The sequence below is a fragment of the uncultured Haliea sp. genome (assembly GCF_963973825.1).
Taxonomy (GTDB): Bacteria; Pseudomonadota; Gammaproteobacteria; order Pseudomonadales; family Halieaceae; genus Haliea.
In genome coordinates this window covers 14,536-28,215 of the sequence record NZ_CAXBAE010000008.1, presented here as the reverse complement: position 1 = coordinate 28,215, position 13,680 = coordinate 14,536, and the positions used below count along the sequence as shown (strand labels likewise).

12 protein-coding genes are annotated in these 13,680 nt (G+C 63.9%); 4 read left to right on the top strand and 8 right to left on the bottom strand.

The genetic code is table 11. The features are described from left to right. Positions 1–10: 10 nt before the first annotated feature. The 3 genes from AACZ17_RS10665 to AACZ17_RS10655 are packed head-to-tail and all read right to left on the bottom strand — an operon-like array spanning position 11 to position 2,666. Positions 11–826, bottom strand: coding sequence for a CbbQ/NirQ/NorQ/GpvN family protein (locus AACZ17_RS10665; RefSeq protein WP_290745718.1), 816 nt, complete (start codon positions 824–826; stop codon positions 11–13). Beyond that, positions 823–2,166: a cbb3-type cytochrome c oxidase subunit I gene (locus tag AACZ17_RS10660; RefSeq protein WP_290745715.1), complete on the bottom strand. Its 1,344-nt coding sequence runs from the start codon at positions 2,164–2,166 to the stop codon at positions 823–825. The genes AACZ17_RS10665 and AACZ17_RS10660 overlap by 4 nt, the downstream gene beginning before the upstream one ends. 47 nt (positions 2,167–2,213) lie before the next feature. Next, positions 2,214–2,666 (bottom strand): cytochrome c, encoded by a 453-nt coding sequence (locus tag AACZ17_RS10655; protein WP_290745712.1) that lies wholly within the window; start codon positions 2,664–2,666, stop codon positions 2,214–2,216. 193 nt (positions 2,667–2,859) lie between these two features. Here AACZ17_RS10655 and AACZ17_RS10650 point away from each other — a divergent pair, with 193 nt between their 5' ends. The 3 genes from AACZ17_RS10650 to AACZ17_RS10640 all read left to right on the top strand — a co-directional run bounded on the left by AACZ17_RS10650 (position 2,860) and on the right by AACZ17_RS10640 (position 5,462). Beyond that, positions 2,860–4,023, top strand: a complete 1,164-nt coding sequence (locus tag AACZ17_RS10650) for an NnrS family protein (RefSeq protein WP_290745710.1) — start codon at positions 2,860–2,862, stop codon at positions 4,021–4,023. After that, positions 4,023–4,475, top strand: a complete 453-nt coding sequence (locus AACZ17_RS10645) for an Rrf2 family transcriptional regulator (RefSeq protein ID WP_290745707.1) — start codon at positions 4,023–4,025, stop codon at positions 4,473–4,475. The genes AACZ17_RS10650 and AACZ17_RS10645 overlap by 1 nt, the downstream gene beginning before the upstream one ends. Before the next feature lie 105 nt (positions 4,476–4,580). After that, the gene (locus AACZ17_RS10640; protein ID WP_290745705.1) at positions 4,581–5,462 is read left to right on the top strand and encodes a hemerythrin domain-containing protein; all 882 of its coding nucleotides are present in this window, start codon (positions 4,581–4,583) and stop codon (positions 5,460–5,462) included. Between the two features lie 4 nt (positions 5,463–5,466). On the opposite strand, the gene AACZ17_RS10635 is transcribed toward AACZ17_RS10640, so the two are convergent. Further along, entirely contained in the window at positions 5,467–6,147 is a 681-nt protein-coding gene (locus AACZ17_RS10635; RefSeq protein WP_290745702.1) for a GGDEF domain-containing protein, read from the bottom strand. A 63-nt stretch (positions 6,148–6,210) separates the two neighbouring features. Next, complete coding sequence (mscL, locus tag AACZ17_RS10630; RefSeq protein WP_290745699.1) at positions 6,211–6,666, bottom strand: large conductance mechanosensitive channel protein MscL; 456 nt, start codon at positions 6,664–6,666, stop codon at positions 6,211–6,213. A 217-nt stretch (positions 6,667–6,883) separates the two neighbouring features. Between mscL and AACZ17_RS10625 the strand changes: the two genes are divergently transcribed. Then, positions 6,884–8,539 carry a succinylglutamate desuccinylase/aspartoacylase family protein gene (locus AACZ17_RS10625; protein ID WP_290745696.1) on the top strand — a complete coding sequence of 552 codons (1,656 nt, stop codon included), beginning with the start codon at positions 6,884–6,886 and terminating at the stop codon, positions 8,537–8,539. Positions 8,540–8,546: 7 nt separating this feature from the next. Here the strand turns inward: AACZ17_RS10625 and AACZ17_RS10620 are convergent, their stop codons facing one another. The 3 genes from AACZ17_RS10620 to sulP all read right to left on the bottom strand — a co-directional run bounded on the left by AACZ17_RS10620 (position 8,547) and on the right by sulP (position 13,679). Continuing rightward, complete coding sequence (locus tag AACZ17_RS10620) at positions 8,547–9,746, bottom strand: MFS transporter (RefSeq protein WP_290745693.1); 1,200 nt, start codon at positions 9,744–9,746, stop codon at positions 8,547–8,549. A gap of 12 nt (positions 9,747–9,758) precedes the next feature. Then, positions 9,759–11,819, bottom strand: coding sequence for an SDR family oxidoreductase (locus AACZ17_RS10615; protein WP_290745690.1), 2,061 nt, complete (start codon positions 11,817–11,819; stop codon positions 9,759–9,761). A gap of 105 nt (positions 11,820–11,924) precedes the next feature. Then, positions 11,925–13,679 (bottom strand): sulfate permease, encoded by a 1,755-nt coding sequence (gene sulP, locus AACZ17_RS10610; protein WP_290745687.1) that lies wholly within the window; start codon positions 13,677–13,679, stop codon positions 11,925–11,927. Between the last annotated feature and the right edge of the window lies 1 nt (position 13,680).

The window sequence follows — 13,680 nt, the reverse complement described above, 5'->3', positions numbered from 1 at the left end:
CGCGACCGACTCAGTCCGAGCCGAAAGCCATCGCAATCACTTCCAGCAAGGCCTCCTGGACATCGGGTTCATCGGTCAGTGGTTCCACCAGCGTCGCGCGAGTGGCCTGCATAATGGGCATCCCGGATGCGATCAGCGTGGCGCAGTAGATCAGCAGGCGCGTGGATACGCCCTCCTCCAGATCCTGGCCCTTCATCGCGCGAAGGCGCTGTGCAAGGCTTACCAGTGCACGGCAGCGCTCTGCGGCGAGCCCACTCTCCCGGGACACGATGCTGACTTCCTGATCTACCGGTGGAAAGTCGAAGGTGCTGGAGACAAACCGTTGGCGCGTACTGGGCTTCAGCGCCTTGAGCACGTTCTGGTAACCGGGGTTGTAGGACACCACCAGCATGAACTCGGGGGGCGCCTGCAGCAGTTCGCCGGTGCGCTCCAGAGGCAACAGCCTGCGGTCGTCGGTCAGCGGGTGCAGGATAACGGTGACGTCCTTGCGCGCCTCAACCACTTCATCGAGATAGCAGATGCCGCCTTCGCGAACCGCACGCGTCAAGGGGCCGTCAACCCAGCGCGTTTCCCCTTCCAGCAACAGGAAGCGGCCGGTGAGATCCGCGGCAGTGAGATCGTCGTGACAGGATACGGTGAACAATGGCCGGCCCAGCCGCGCCGCCATATGCGCGACGAAGCGGGTCTTGCCGCAGCCGGTAGGGCCCTTCAGCAGCAGGGGCAGGCCGTGCTGCCAGGCCCGCTCGAACAGCTCACACTCGTCTCCCACTGGCTCGTAATAAGGAATGTCCTCCCGCGGGAGCGGCTTTGGCTCGGGCATGTTCATGCGTTGGCCAGCCCGGTTTCACCGGCAGGCATTTCCTCCCGTGCCGGGCCGAACACCGCCCACAGGAACACGACTGCCGCCACGGCAACCACACAACCGGCACCCAGGCGCATCACGTAGAACAGGCTCAGCTGCTCCTGTACCTCCATGTAGTTGATGCCCATGACCCGCTGCAGGTGGGTTTGCACCACACCGGCAAAGGTGAGGGTAAAGGTCATGAAGCACATGGACGCCGTCATCAACCAGAAGCTCCACATATTAATGATCTGGTTGAAGGGCTGTATGCGTCGCAGCTGCGGCATGGCGTAGGTGATCACCGCCAGCACCATCATCACATAGGCGCCATAGAACGCGAGGTGACCATGGGCCGCGGTAACCTGGGTGCCGTGCGTGTAATAGTTCACCCAGTGCAGCGTGTGCATGAAGCCCCAGACCCCGGCGCCGAAGAAAGCCACAGTCGCACTGCCCAGGGTCCAGAGCATGGCGGCCTTGTTCGGGTGATTGCGACGGCCTTTCCAGAACATGTAGAAGGCGAACATCACCATGGCGAAGAATGGCGCCACCTCCAGGGTGGAGAAGAAGCTGCCTATCGGTTGCCAGTACCCCGGCGCGCCAATCCAGTAGTAGTGGTGCCCGGTGCCCAGCAGACCGGAGAATAGGGCCAGGCCGATAATCACATAGAGCCATTTCTCGATGATCTCACGATCCACGCCGGTCAGCTTGATCAGCAGGTAGGCCAGCAGGGACGCCATGATGAGCTCCCACACGCCCTCGACCCACACGTGGACGATCCACCACCAGTACAACTTGTCCAGCGCCAGGTTGGACGGGTTGTAGAAGGCGAACAGCCAGAAGATCGCCGCCAGCCACAAACCGAGCATGAGGATGGAGTTGATCGCCGTCTTGCGCCCGCGCAGCAGCGTCATGCTGGTGTTGTACAGGAACATGAGGAAGGAAACGGTGATCAGTATCTTGGACCACAGGGGCTGTTCGAGAAACTCTCGGCCCTCGTGAATCCCGAACTGGTAACTCAGCAGCGCCCCCGCACCGGCCACCGCGAAGATGGCCAGCTGAATATAGGCGATCATTGGGCTGTGGATCTCGGTTTCTGCCTCTTCGGGCAGAAGGAAATAGGTGCAGCCCATGAAGCCCATCAGCAACCACACAATCAGCAGATTGGTATGGCTCATGCGCATGATATGGAAGGGCACCAGATCCACCATGAACTCCGGCAGAATGTACACCGTGGCGGCCAGAATGCCGAAGATGACCTGCAGCGCAAAAAGCGCCATGGCAACTGCGAAAAAGGGCAGTGCGACCCGTTGCGTTTCGTATTTCATTGCGTTCTCCTGCCTGCGTGTGCGCCGGACTCTATTCTGCGAAGGCTTCAACCTACCGGGTGCGGCGGCCAGCCCTGAGTGTTGATCGAATCTGCCCAGCGGAAGAAATCCACCAGGTTGTCCAGTTCCTGTTCGCTGAGGTCGAATTTCGGCATCTGCCGGCGCCCCGGAATATTCAGCGGCTGCGCCCTGATCCAGCCCTTGATCCCGGCCCGCGCCGCGTCCGGATTCTCCCGACCGCCATAGCGGGTCCACACGTTCCCCAGCTCCGGTGCAAAATATGCACCCTCACCGATCAGGCTGTGGCAGTTGATACAGCTGTGCTTCTCCCAGACATGCTTGCCCGCCGCGACGCTCTCGGTCAGGCCCTCCTTGTCAGTCGACACGTTCACCATGTACCAGTGGCTGTGCGCGGTGAGCCCTGCGAATGCAAGGAAAAAGAACAGCGAGCCGCCGAAGAAGATATTGCGCGCCGCTGAACGAGAGAGTGATTCCATCATGATTGCTGCCCCCTTGCGTATTCTGCAGTAACCCCGCAGACACGCCCGTTATAAAATGCATATAATATGCATGTTTTTATTCTCACACCGCGGCGCCCGGGCCGTCAACCGTTGCAACGCCACGATTTGTCGGTGATGCGAGTGAAAACACGTTCTATTCACAGAAACCTGACACAGATCAAGCAGGCCGCCCATGCACAGCGTGACATCGCAACCCCCTGTCCCGTTTCGCTATCCGTTTCGGATATTTTTCCTGTCGACGGCGGTCAGCGCACTGCTGCTGATCCCGCTGTGGCTGTTCTTCCTGCTAAGCGGCAGCGCGGCTCAGCCAGCCCTGCCCGCACTGGACTGGCACCAGCATGAAATGCTCGGCGCCTTCGTCAACAGTGCCATCGCCGGCTTCCTGCTTACCGCCGTGTGCGCCTGGACGGGCACCCGGCCTGTCGCTGGCTGGACACTGGCCGCACTCTGGCTGCTGTGGCTGGCGGGGCGCGGAGTGATGCTGTTCGGCACCCATCCCGTCCTGGCAATGCTTGTGGAGCTGGCGTTCCTGCCCGCTGTCGCGCTGCTGGCCGCCCGCCCGATTGTCGCTACCCGGCAGTGGCGGCAATTGCCGATACTGGCGGTGTTGTCCCTGCTCTGGCTGTGCGACGTCGCGTACCATCTCTCCGGCGCAACGCACTGGCTGCGCGCCGCAATGCTGCTCACCGGCGGCCTGATTCTGGTAGTCGGCGGGCGCATCACGCCGGCGTTTTCGCGCAACTGGCTGCAACGCCAGGGGCAACAGGCGCCCGCGATCACCAGCTACCGCTGGCTGGAGGTACTGACACTGGCCAGCACCCTGCTGCTGGTGCTGGCTGAGGCCAGCCGGGGTCTACCGGAACCGCTACTGGCCTGTGTCGCACTGCTTGCCGGCCTGTCCGCCGGCCTGCGCACCCTGCTCTGGCGCGGCTGGCAGGTGCGCGCCGAGCCGCTGCTGCTCATCCTGCATATCGGGCTGCTGTGGGTAGCGGTCAGCTTCCTGTTGCGGGGGCTGGCAGGGTTTGCCCTGGTCAGCGACGCCGTATGGCTGCATGCCCTGGGCGCGGGCGCGATGGGCACCATGATCCTCGGCGTGATGGCACGGGTGGCGCTGGGCCACACCGGCAGGCCTCTGGCCCTGCCCGGTGGTATCACGTGGGCATTCGGGCTTATAATTCTCGCCGGCCTGTTGCGCGTCATCGCGGGGACAGGCTGGCTGCCCTGGGCCTTTGGAATCCACGCAGCGTCGCTGTGCTGGGTCGCGGCCTTCCTGCTGTTCACCTGGCGCTACTTCCCGATACTCACACGCCCGCGAATCGACGGGAAGGCCGGTTGATGCGACTGACCCAATACACAGACTACGCCCTGCGTACACTCATTTACCTGGGCGTGAGCCCGGGTGGACGCCACACCATCCGCGACATCGCGGAGGCCTACGACGTATCCCGCCACCACCTCACCAAGGTCGTGCAATATCTGCACAAACACGGCTTTGTCGAAGCCACGCGGGGCAAGGGCGGCGGCCTGGCCCTGGCCCGCCCGGCGAGCGACATTGTGGTCGGCGATGTCGTGCGGCGCATGGAGCCTTCCACGGCGCTGGTGGAATGTTTCGACAAGGGCGGGCAATGCGCCATACAGGGTCACTGCAAACTGACCCGCGCACTCCGCGAGGCCTTCAACGCATTTATCGCCGCCCTCGATGAATACACCCTGGCGGATCTGCTCGATGAGCGCGAGGACCGACTGCGCCACGTGCTGGGGATACCTGCCGTGATGGTTTCCGACTGAACAGGCCCCGGCGCAGGCCGTTGCCATGCGCCAGATCAATACACTTGCCGGACGGCCTGGGTTACCCTGCCGCGAACGAGCTAGCGACCGCGTTGGAGCGTCGACATGTCCACATTGCACACTATGCCACCGCTGATTGCCACACTGCGTGCGGAACACGTACACCTCACGCGCATCTCCGGGCTCATGACGGAGCAACTGGATGCCATAGAAAGTGGCGGGCCGGTCGACAGTCACGTGCTGTACGAAATCATGGGGTACATGGTCGGGTGGGCAGATCGCCATCATCACCCGCGTGAAGACCTCATCTACGGCCGCGCGGCGGAGCTCGACGAACAGATTGCCGATGATGTGGACAGCCTGCAGCGACAACACGACGCCATGGCAAAGAACGCCCTCGCCCTGCAGGGGCTCATCGGCCGCTGGCGCGCGGGAAATGCCACTGGCGAGGAGGTGGTGCGCGCCGGGCGTGACTACATCGCCAACAGCAATCGCCACATGCAGAGTGAAGAACTGCTGGTATTCCCCCGTATTGAAGCGGTACTGACGCCGGCCGACTGGCAGGAACTGGAGCTTGACGATCGGCTACAGGCCACCGGCGACCCGGTGTTCGGCCCGCGTGTAGACCGCGAGTTCCGGAACCTCGCACGTAAACTGCGGCGTAGCGCCCGACGTACCATCGAGCGCGGCGTGGTTGCCGAGTGGGCCGGGCTGGAATCGACACTGGAATCACTGGAGATTCTCGGCAACGCCAACCGTATGGCACTGCAGGCGACAGGGGATACGCTGCGCTGCGCGGTGCGGGAGTCACTGGAGATTGTGCGGGCGACACCGCTGACGGCGGCGCCACGCTGTGCGCTGAACAATGTGCGCCTGAGTGGCCGCTGGCTGGGTGTCATCGCCTCGATCGCCGGGGACACGGTGAACGACCTGACCCGCATCCGGCGCGAGATGCGCCGGCAAATGGACACGCTGGACGCGCTCTGACCCGCTAGGACAGCAGCGGCTGACCGGTCTCGTTGGCAGCGGCAACCACCCGGTTGCGCCCGCTGTCCTTGGCCCGGTAGAGCGCCGTATCCGCAGCGGCCAGCAGGGTCTCCGCCGACATGCCGGCGCTGAACGCCGCGACACCCACACTGCAACTCACCGCCAGCCCGGAAAACGTGCCGGTGAACTGCAGCTCTGCAATGCGCTGGCGCAGACGTTCGGCGATGGCCAGCGCAGCGGTGCCCTCGGTCATCGGCAGCTGCACGCCGAACTCTTCTCCACCCAGACGCCCCACATCGTCAGAGCGGCGTAGCTGCTCCTGCAGGGCACTCGCAATCGCCTTCAGTACCACATCGCCCCCGCCGTGACCAAAGCGATCGTTGACCGATTTGAACAGGTCGACATCCAGCATGAGCAGACACAGAGGCTCCTGGTAGCGCTCCGCGCGGGCAACATTGCTTGCAAGCTGCTCGAGAAAATAGCGCCGGTTGGGTACCTGGGTAAGATAGTCAGTGCGTGACTCCGCGAGCAGGAGCGCGGTCAGGCGGCGTTGATTGCGATACAGCACCAGAACCACTGCGAGCGTGAATGCCATCGCCGCCAGCAAGGCGGTCAGTGTTACTTCAGTGATAGTGGTACCGAGCAACTCCTGAGCGGACAGAGGCAGCGGCTGCAGTCCTGCCATGGCCAGCAGTGCCCTGCAGGGCGGGCGCCAACGTTGGCGCCCGCTACAACGACGTGCCACCTGTCAGGCAGTCTCGAGTGCTGATGTGCAATGACCGCAGCGAGTTGCCTTGATGGGAATACTGGAGAGGCAGAACGGGCACTCCTTCTCCGTAGGCTCCGCAGGCGCCGGCTCCTCTTCGCGCTTCAGGCGATTGACACTGCGAATCAGCAGGAATACCGCGAAGGCGACGATCACGAAACTGATCACCGCATTGATAAACAGGCCGTAGCTGATGGTCACCGCACCGGCTTCCTGGGCGCTGGCCAGGGTGGTGTAGGGCCCGGCCACCGCACCTTCCTTCAGGGTGATAAACAGGTCGGAAAAATCGACGCCGCCCAGCAACAGGCCGATGGGCGGCATGATGACGTCGTTGACCAGACTTTTGACGATCGTGCCGAAGGCGCCGCCGATGATTATGCCTACCGCCATGTCGATGACGTTGCCACGCATGGCAAATTCTTTGAATTCTTTTAGCATAAGGACTTCCTCACAGCTTGTATGGGTACACCGACAGCAGCGTGCACACTCCCCCGATCTGCGCCGATACGCCAATTTCGCACCACCGGGAGGGAAACACAAGGCCACAACCCGCGAATGGCTATCCGCGGCCACCACCGATACTGGTTTTTCCGCCCGCTGCCGCAGGCAAATCTGCTAGACTGCCTCCTCATTTGTCACCGACCGGTACGCTGCTTTGCCACGCGCCAACAACCCGCAACTGCACCGATTGATCTCCGCCCCGGGCCTCGCACTCGCGCTGCTGTGGAGCGGGTTGGCGACAGCGCAGAGCCCGCTCGCAACGCAGCTCGGACAGCCGCAGGAACAGCCAACGGCGCTGGCCGGCACAGCACCGGCGCCAGAGCCAACGCCCACACCAGCACCGACGCCAGCCCCCGCGTCAACGCCTGCGCCGGTCGCCGCGCCAGAACCTGGGCCGGTCGCCGCGCCAGAACCCGAGCCGAACCTTGCACCCGCTCCGGAAGCGGAGGCAGCGATGGCGCCCGCGCCGGATCCGGTGCCCGAGGTGACGCCGGAAGCCGGCCTCGGCGCTCCGGCACCGGAGGCCGCTGTGCAGCTTGAGGAACGCGAGCCTCCCTCGACGACCGGGTTACCTCGCGCACCCAATCTGCCGCTGGATGAGCCGGTGGAGACCGAGCCACCACCCACAGCGCCCAACCCGGCACCCGTGGTTCTGCAGGAACTGGTACTGCTGGGCCGCGAGGTTCCGCCCAAAACGTCCACCCGCCTCGCCTGGGCGCCCACACAGTCCTTTGAGGGAATTTACGTGGATACGCCGGTGCTGGTGGTGAATGGTGTGGAGCCCGGCCCTACACTCTGCCTGACGGCCGCCATGCACGGCGATGAGCTCAACGGCATAGAAACCGTGCGCCGGGTGCTCTACAACCTGGATGCCGGCAAGCTCAAGGGGGCCGTAATCGGCGTTCCCATCGTCAACCTGCAGGGCTTCCATGCCGGTTCACGCTACCTCACGGATCGCCGCGACCTCAACCGCTACTTCCCGGGCGATCCGGAAGGTAGCTCCGCTTCACGCCTGGCCTATTCATTTTTCCATGAAGTCATCGCACATTGCGATGCACTGGTCGATTTGCATACCGGTTCTTTCTACCGCACCAACCTGCCACAGCTGCGCGGCGACCTGCGCAACCCCCGTGTGGTGCAGCTGACCAAGGGCTTTGGCTCCACTGTGGTGGTGCACAGTGAAGGCACCGCGGGCACTCTGCGGCGCGCAGCCGTCGAAGTAGGCATTCCGGCGGTAACCCTGGAAGCAGGTGGCCCTTCGGTACTCAGCGAGGACGCTGTCAGCCACAGCGTAAAGGCGATTCGCACCCTGCTGAATCATCTCGGCATGACCACCCGTTTCAGCCTCTGGGGCGACCCCGAGCCGGTGTACTACAATTCCGTGTGGGAGCGCGCCCAGGTGGGCGGTATCGTGTTCAGCCGGGTAAGTCTCGGGCAGACCGTGAAACGCGGGGACGTACTGGGCACGGTGACCAACCCCATCACCAATGTGCGTACCCGCATCATCTCCAATCACAACGGGCGCATTATCGGTATGGCGTTGAACCAGGTCGTTCAGCCGGGTTTTGCCACCCACCATATCGGCATCACGCCGCCCAAGGGGCAGATCAGCCCCCCGGAAGACGTCGTGGCGACCGATCCCGGCAGCGCGCGACAGCTCGCCGATGTCACAACCGACGCCCCGGCGGGCAGTGGTGAAGAAGCGGCGGAATCCGAGCAGCCGGATGCCTCAGCGGTCGAAGAAAACCACACACCCGCGGTTGAAAACAGCGCCGATGAAGTCGGCGATGAGGATCTGGAAGAGGACTGAACCGCGCTCAGCCGCGCCGCTGCTCGCGGGTGACGAAGCACCCCGCCTCATCGACATCGAGCACGCGCTGCCGACCTGCCAACAGGGCCAGCACCATGGCCAGCGCTACCACAGCCGTGAGTACCAGCCAGATACCCGTCAGTGACACGTTGAACTGCAACAACAGGCCAACGGCAAGGGGCCCCAGTGCCGCCAGGCAGTAGCCGAAACCCTGGCTCATACCCGACAGCTCACCGGCGACCGCCGGGTTCACGCTGCGCAGCACCAACAGCGCCAGAGCGAGGCTGAAACTCCCGCCCTGCCCCAGGCCCAGTGCCACCACACCGGGCCAGCGCAGCATGGCGGGCCCCTGTAGCAGGCAGTAGAAGCCCAGGGCAACGAACGTCAGCGCGCAGAGCAGCGCCGGGCGTTGATCGCGCCCCAGACGTGCCAGCCAGGGCGCCGCGAGTGCGGCAAACAGCTGCACAAACACCGATGCACCCAGCAGCAGCCCGGCTTCAGCCTCTCCCAGCCCGCGGCGCTGCAACAGTACCGGCAGCCAGCCAAACACAATGTAGGCCAGCGCCGACTGTGATGCCATGAGCAGCGTAATCTGCCAGGCGAGGGGGGAGCGCAACAGGCCGCTGCCCACCCTGGCTCGGCTGCGGGCGCTGGACTGTGGCCAGGGGTGGGCTGCCAACAGGCGCCAGCAGAACAGGGCCAGAAAAGCCAGCACCGACCAGCTGGCCAGGCTGAGCTGCCAACTCCCCAGGCCATCGGCCAGAGGAATGCTGAGCCCGGCGCCCAGGGCACCACCCAGGCAAAGCGCCATGGTGTACACACCGGTCATCAGGTCGGCACCGCGGGGCAGGTCGCGCTTCACCAGCACGGGCAGCACCGTGCCGCCAATGCCGATGGCGGCGCCTGCCAGCGCCGTACCCAGAAACAACCACGGGGTACCGGGGCCACTGCGCAGCATGAGGGCAACGGCCAACAGCAGCAGGGCCAGGGAGAGCGTGCGCTCCGTGCCGATCCGCCTCGACAGCCAGGGCGCCAGCGGCGCAAACAGGCCGAGACACAGCACCGGCATTGTGGTCAGCGCACCGATCGCGGCGGCGCTGAGCCCGGTGTCTGCCTGCACACGGCTCAACAGCGGCGCGAGCGATGCCAGCGCCGGTCGCAGGTTGAGTGCCACCAGCACCATCAGCAGCACGAGGCCGAACTGCATGGAGGCGACTCTCTACCAATGCACTCCGCGCATAACCTGCGAGAACAGGCGCCGCGCCAGGGCCAGCTTTGAGGACGGAATCTGGGCCAGTTCGGCCGCCGCTTCCTCTTCACTCAGGCCGCGCGCCGCTGGCGAATCCGGAAACAGGTCGTAGGCCTGGCTGAGGAAGGCTTCGGTAAAGCTTGGCATGGTCGCCTGCGCCACGGCACCGGCGACCCCGAGGGAGGTGGACACCTTCTTCGGGCGCGACACGATGGCTTTCATCACTAGGTCCCTGGCCTGCTCGGGCGACAATGTGGGGAACGCCTTGTACAAGCCCGTGGGTGCAATCATCGGCGTGCGCACCAGGGGCATGTGAATCGTGGTGAACTCGATATTGCAGCGCGCAAACTCCGGCGCCGCACACAGGCTGAAGGCATCCAGCGCCGCCTTGGAAGCGACATAGGCAGAGAAACGCGGGGGGCTGGTCAGCACTCCGATGGAGGAAATGTTGATGATCTGACCTTGCTCACGCGCTTCCATTCCGGGCAGGAAGCCCATGATCAGGCGCAGGGCACCGAAATAATTCAGCTGCATGGTGCGTTCGAAATCGTGAAAGCGGTCGTAGCTGTAGCGCACGGAGCGACGGATGGAACGACCCGCATTATTGATCAGTATGTCGGCGCCGCCAAAGTCGGCGATCACATCGGCGACCAGTTTGTCGCAGGCGGCGAGGTCTGCGACATCGCAGGCATAGGCGTGGGCAATACCGCCCATCCCCTCTATTTCCGCCATGGTTTCATCCAGCTTTTCCACAGTGCGCGCCACCAGCACCACACGGGCATCGGCACGGGCCAGGCGCAGGGCGCACTCGCGACCGATACCGGAAGTGGCGCCGGTCACCACCACCACTTTGCCTTTTACCCGCTTGCGCAGTGCCGCCAGCGTGGGCCGCCCCACCAGGCGACCGAACAGCGTGTCGACCTCCTTTTCCAGCGTGCCCACGTCCTTGCGCAGGAAGTGCAACCAGTAATCCCAGATGACCGCTGCATAGTCCTCAAACGGTGGACACTGGATTCCGGCAGGTTCCAGCAGCGCACGGGTGCGGCTGGAGTCAAAGCGTGTGGGGTAATTGATGTAGGCCACCACCTGGGGGGGAATGCCCATCTGGCTTATCAGTCGCTCACCCAGCTTGCGCACCGGTCCCAGCCGACCGATACCCTTGCCCGCCAGGCGGGTCGCGGAATCCAGCAGCGACGCATCGACCGCCCGCAGCCTCGGGCCGTGTGAGACGCGCATCATGGTCTTCAACAGGTCACCCACCCGGATGCCGTCCGGGTCGGTCAGGAAAAAGCACTCGCCATCGTGGCCTGGCAGATGGGCGAGATGGTCCATCGCCGCCACCACATAGTCGACCGGCACGATGTTCAGCAGCCCTGCCTTGTTCATCAGCAGCGGCAAACCCTCGGGTACCACTTTGCTCAGGCTGCGCAGGGTCTCGAAAAAGTAGTAGGGACCGTCTACCTTGTCCATTTCGCCGGTGACCGAGTGCCCGACCACCATGCCGGGACGATAGATTCGCCACTTGAGCCGCTTCTCGGCACGCACAATCCCCTCGGACTCGTGTTTGGTCTGGAAGTAGGGATGCTCCAGCGCCCCCGCCTCTTCAAACATGTCCTCGGTGAAGGTTCCCTCGTACAGGCCGGCGGCGGCAATGGAGCTCACCTGATGAAAACAGCCGGCCTTGAGCGACTTCGCCAGCGCCAGGGCCTGGCGCGTGCCCTCGACATTACTCTTGCGCTGGCTCTCAGCACTGGCCTGCATGTCATAGATGGCCGCGAGGTGAAAGAAGTGGTCTATCTTGCCCGCGTGTTGGCGCACCCAGGCCGGCTTCACACCCAGCCGCGGCTCGCTGAGGTCACCCTCCACCGCAACCACCTGACGCCGGTTGGCGCCCCATAGCTCACGTAGACCGTCGACCTTGGACAGGGAACCCGGCCGCACCAGGAGGTACACACGCCCACCCCGGTCCAGTAACCGGGGCACAAGAAAACGACCAATAAAGCCGGTCCCGCCGGTGACGAAATAGTTCATGACGCTCTCCGTATTCTATCGTTATGCCGATACAGTACTGAGAAAGTGCGACGATGTCACCGCGGCCTGCCACGGGGCCGCACGCGGCAGGCGGCTCGGTCCGCGCTAGATGACCCAGTCGTGGGGGCGGTCGGTGCGGGCGGCGTCAACTTCGGCCATGACATGCTGTACCGCGTGGTGCTGGGAGAGAAACACCTTGCCCGTAAGGTCCTGCAGGAAGTGCGTGTGGCGCAGCACATCCATCACCGGCCCTTTCACCTCGGACAGGTGAAGGGTGATATCGCGCTCCGCCAGCTGCCGGTTGATCGACTCCAGCGCCTCCAGTGCACTGAGGTCGATTTCATTCACCGCCGTGCACATGAGAATCACGTGGCGAACCTCCGGGCGCTTCTCCAGCAGGGCGTAGAGACTGGACTCCACGAAACTGGCGTTGGCGAAGTACAGGCTCTCATCAATGCGCAGGGAGAGGATGTCACTGCGTGTAATGACCTCGTGCCGATCCACATTGCGGTAGTGCTCGGTGCCCGGCACCTCCCCCACAACCGCCATGTGTGGCCGCGAGGTCTTGTACAGATGCAGTGCCAGCGAGGCCAGCACACCGCAGGCGACACCCGTTTCCACACCCACCGCGAGCGTGACGAAGAGGGTGATGGCGACCGCCGCGAAGTCGGATATCCCGTACTCCCAGGTGCGACGCAGGATGGAGAAATCCACCAGCGACAACACGGCGACAATGATGGTCGCCGCCAGCGTCGCTTTCGGCAGATAGGCGAGATAGGGGGTAAAAAACAGTGCGGTGAGGGCAATCCCCAGCGCTGTCAGCATACCGGCGGCCGGGGTGGCGGCACCGGCATCGAAGTTGACGATGGAGCGGGCGAAGCCGCCGGTTACCGGATAACCACCGGAGACCGCGGCGGCGATATTCGAAGCGCCCAGGCCAATCAATTCCTGGTCCGGCACGATGCGCTGGCGACGGCGTGCCGCGAGCGTATGCCCCACCGACACCGACTCGACAAACCCGATGATGGAAATCAGCAGTGCAGATACCGCCAGTTCACGCCAGGCAGGGTTCAGCAGGGGTGGCAGATCAAAGCCCGGCAGCCCCGCCGGCACGTGTCCAACCAGGGCAACGCCACGCGCCCCGAGATCCAGCTGCCAGGCCACAACGCTGGTTCCGATCACCGCGAAAACCGGTCCCGTGCGGGTCAACATGCCCGCCCAGTAGTCCGGGAGGCCGGCTTTCAGCAGCAGGGGCTTGAGCCCGCTGCGCACCCAGAACAGGAACAGCAGCGTGGCGCCGCCCACCAGCAGGGTGGGCATGTGCACCTGGGGCAACTGCGCCCAGAGCTGTTGCGCGAGGTGCGGCAGGTTCTCTCCCCGCCCCTGAATACCCAGCACGTGCCCCAACTGGGACACCGCAATAATGACACCGGAGGCCGTGATGAAGCCGGCAATCACCGGGTGCGAAAGAAAACTGGCGAGAAACCCCATCCGCAGCAGGCCGAACAGCAGCAACATCGCCCCGGACATCAAGGCGAGCAGGATCGCGGCATCCACGTAGGCAACACTGCCGGCCTCCGCCACCTGACTGACCGCCGTCGCGGTCATCAGGGACACCACCGCCACAGGACCTACCGAGAGTGTGGTACTGGTGCCAAACAGCCCGTAGGCGATAAGGGGCAGCATGCTGGCGTACAGGCCCATCTCGGCGGGCAGGCCGGCCAGCATGGCGTAGGCCAGCGATTGCGGGATCAGCATGATAGTGACGATAACGGCGGCCAGGCCGTCGCTGGCAAAGCTCTCGCGGTTGTAGCGTCGCCCCCACTCCAGCAGCGGCAGATAGCGCTTGAGTCCCTGCAAT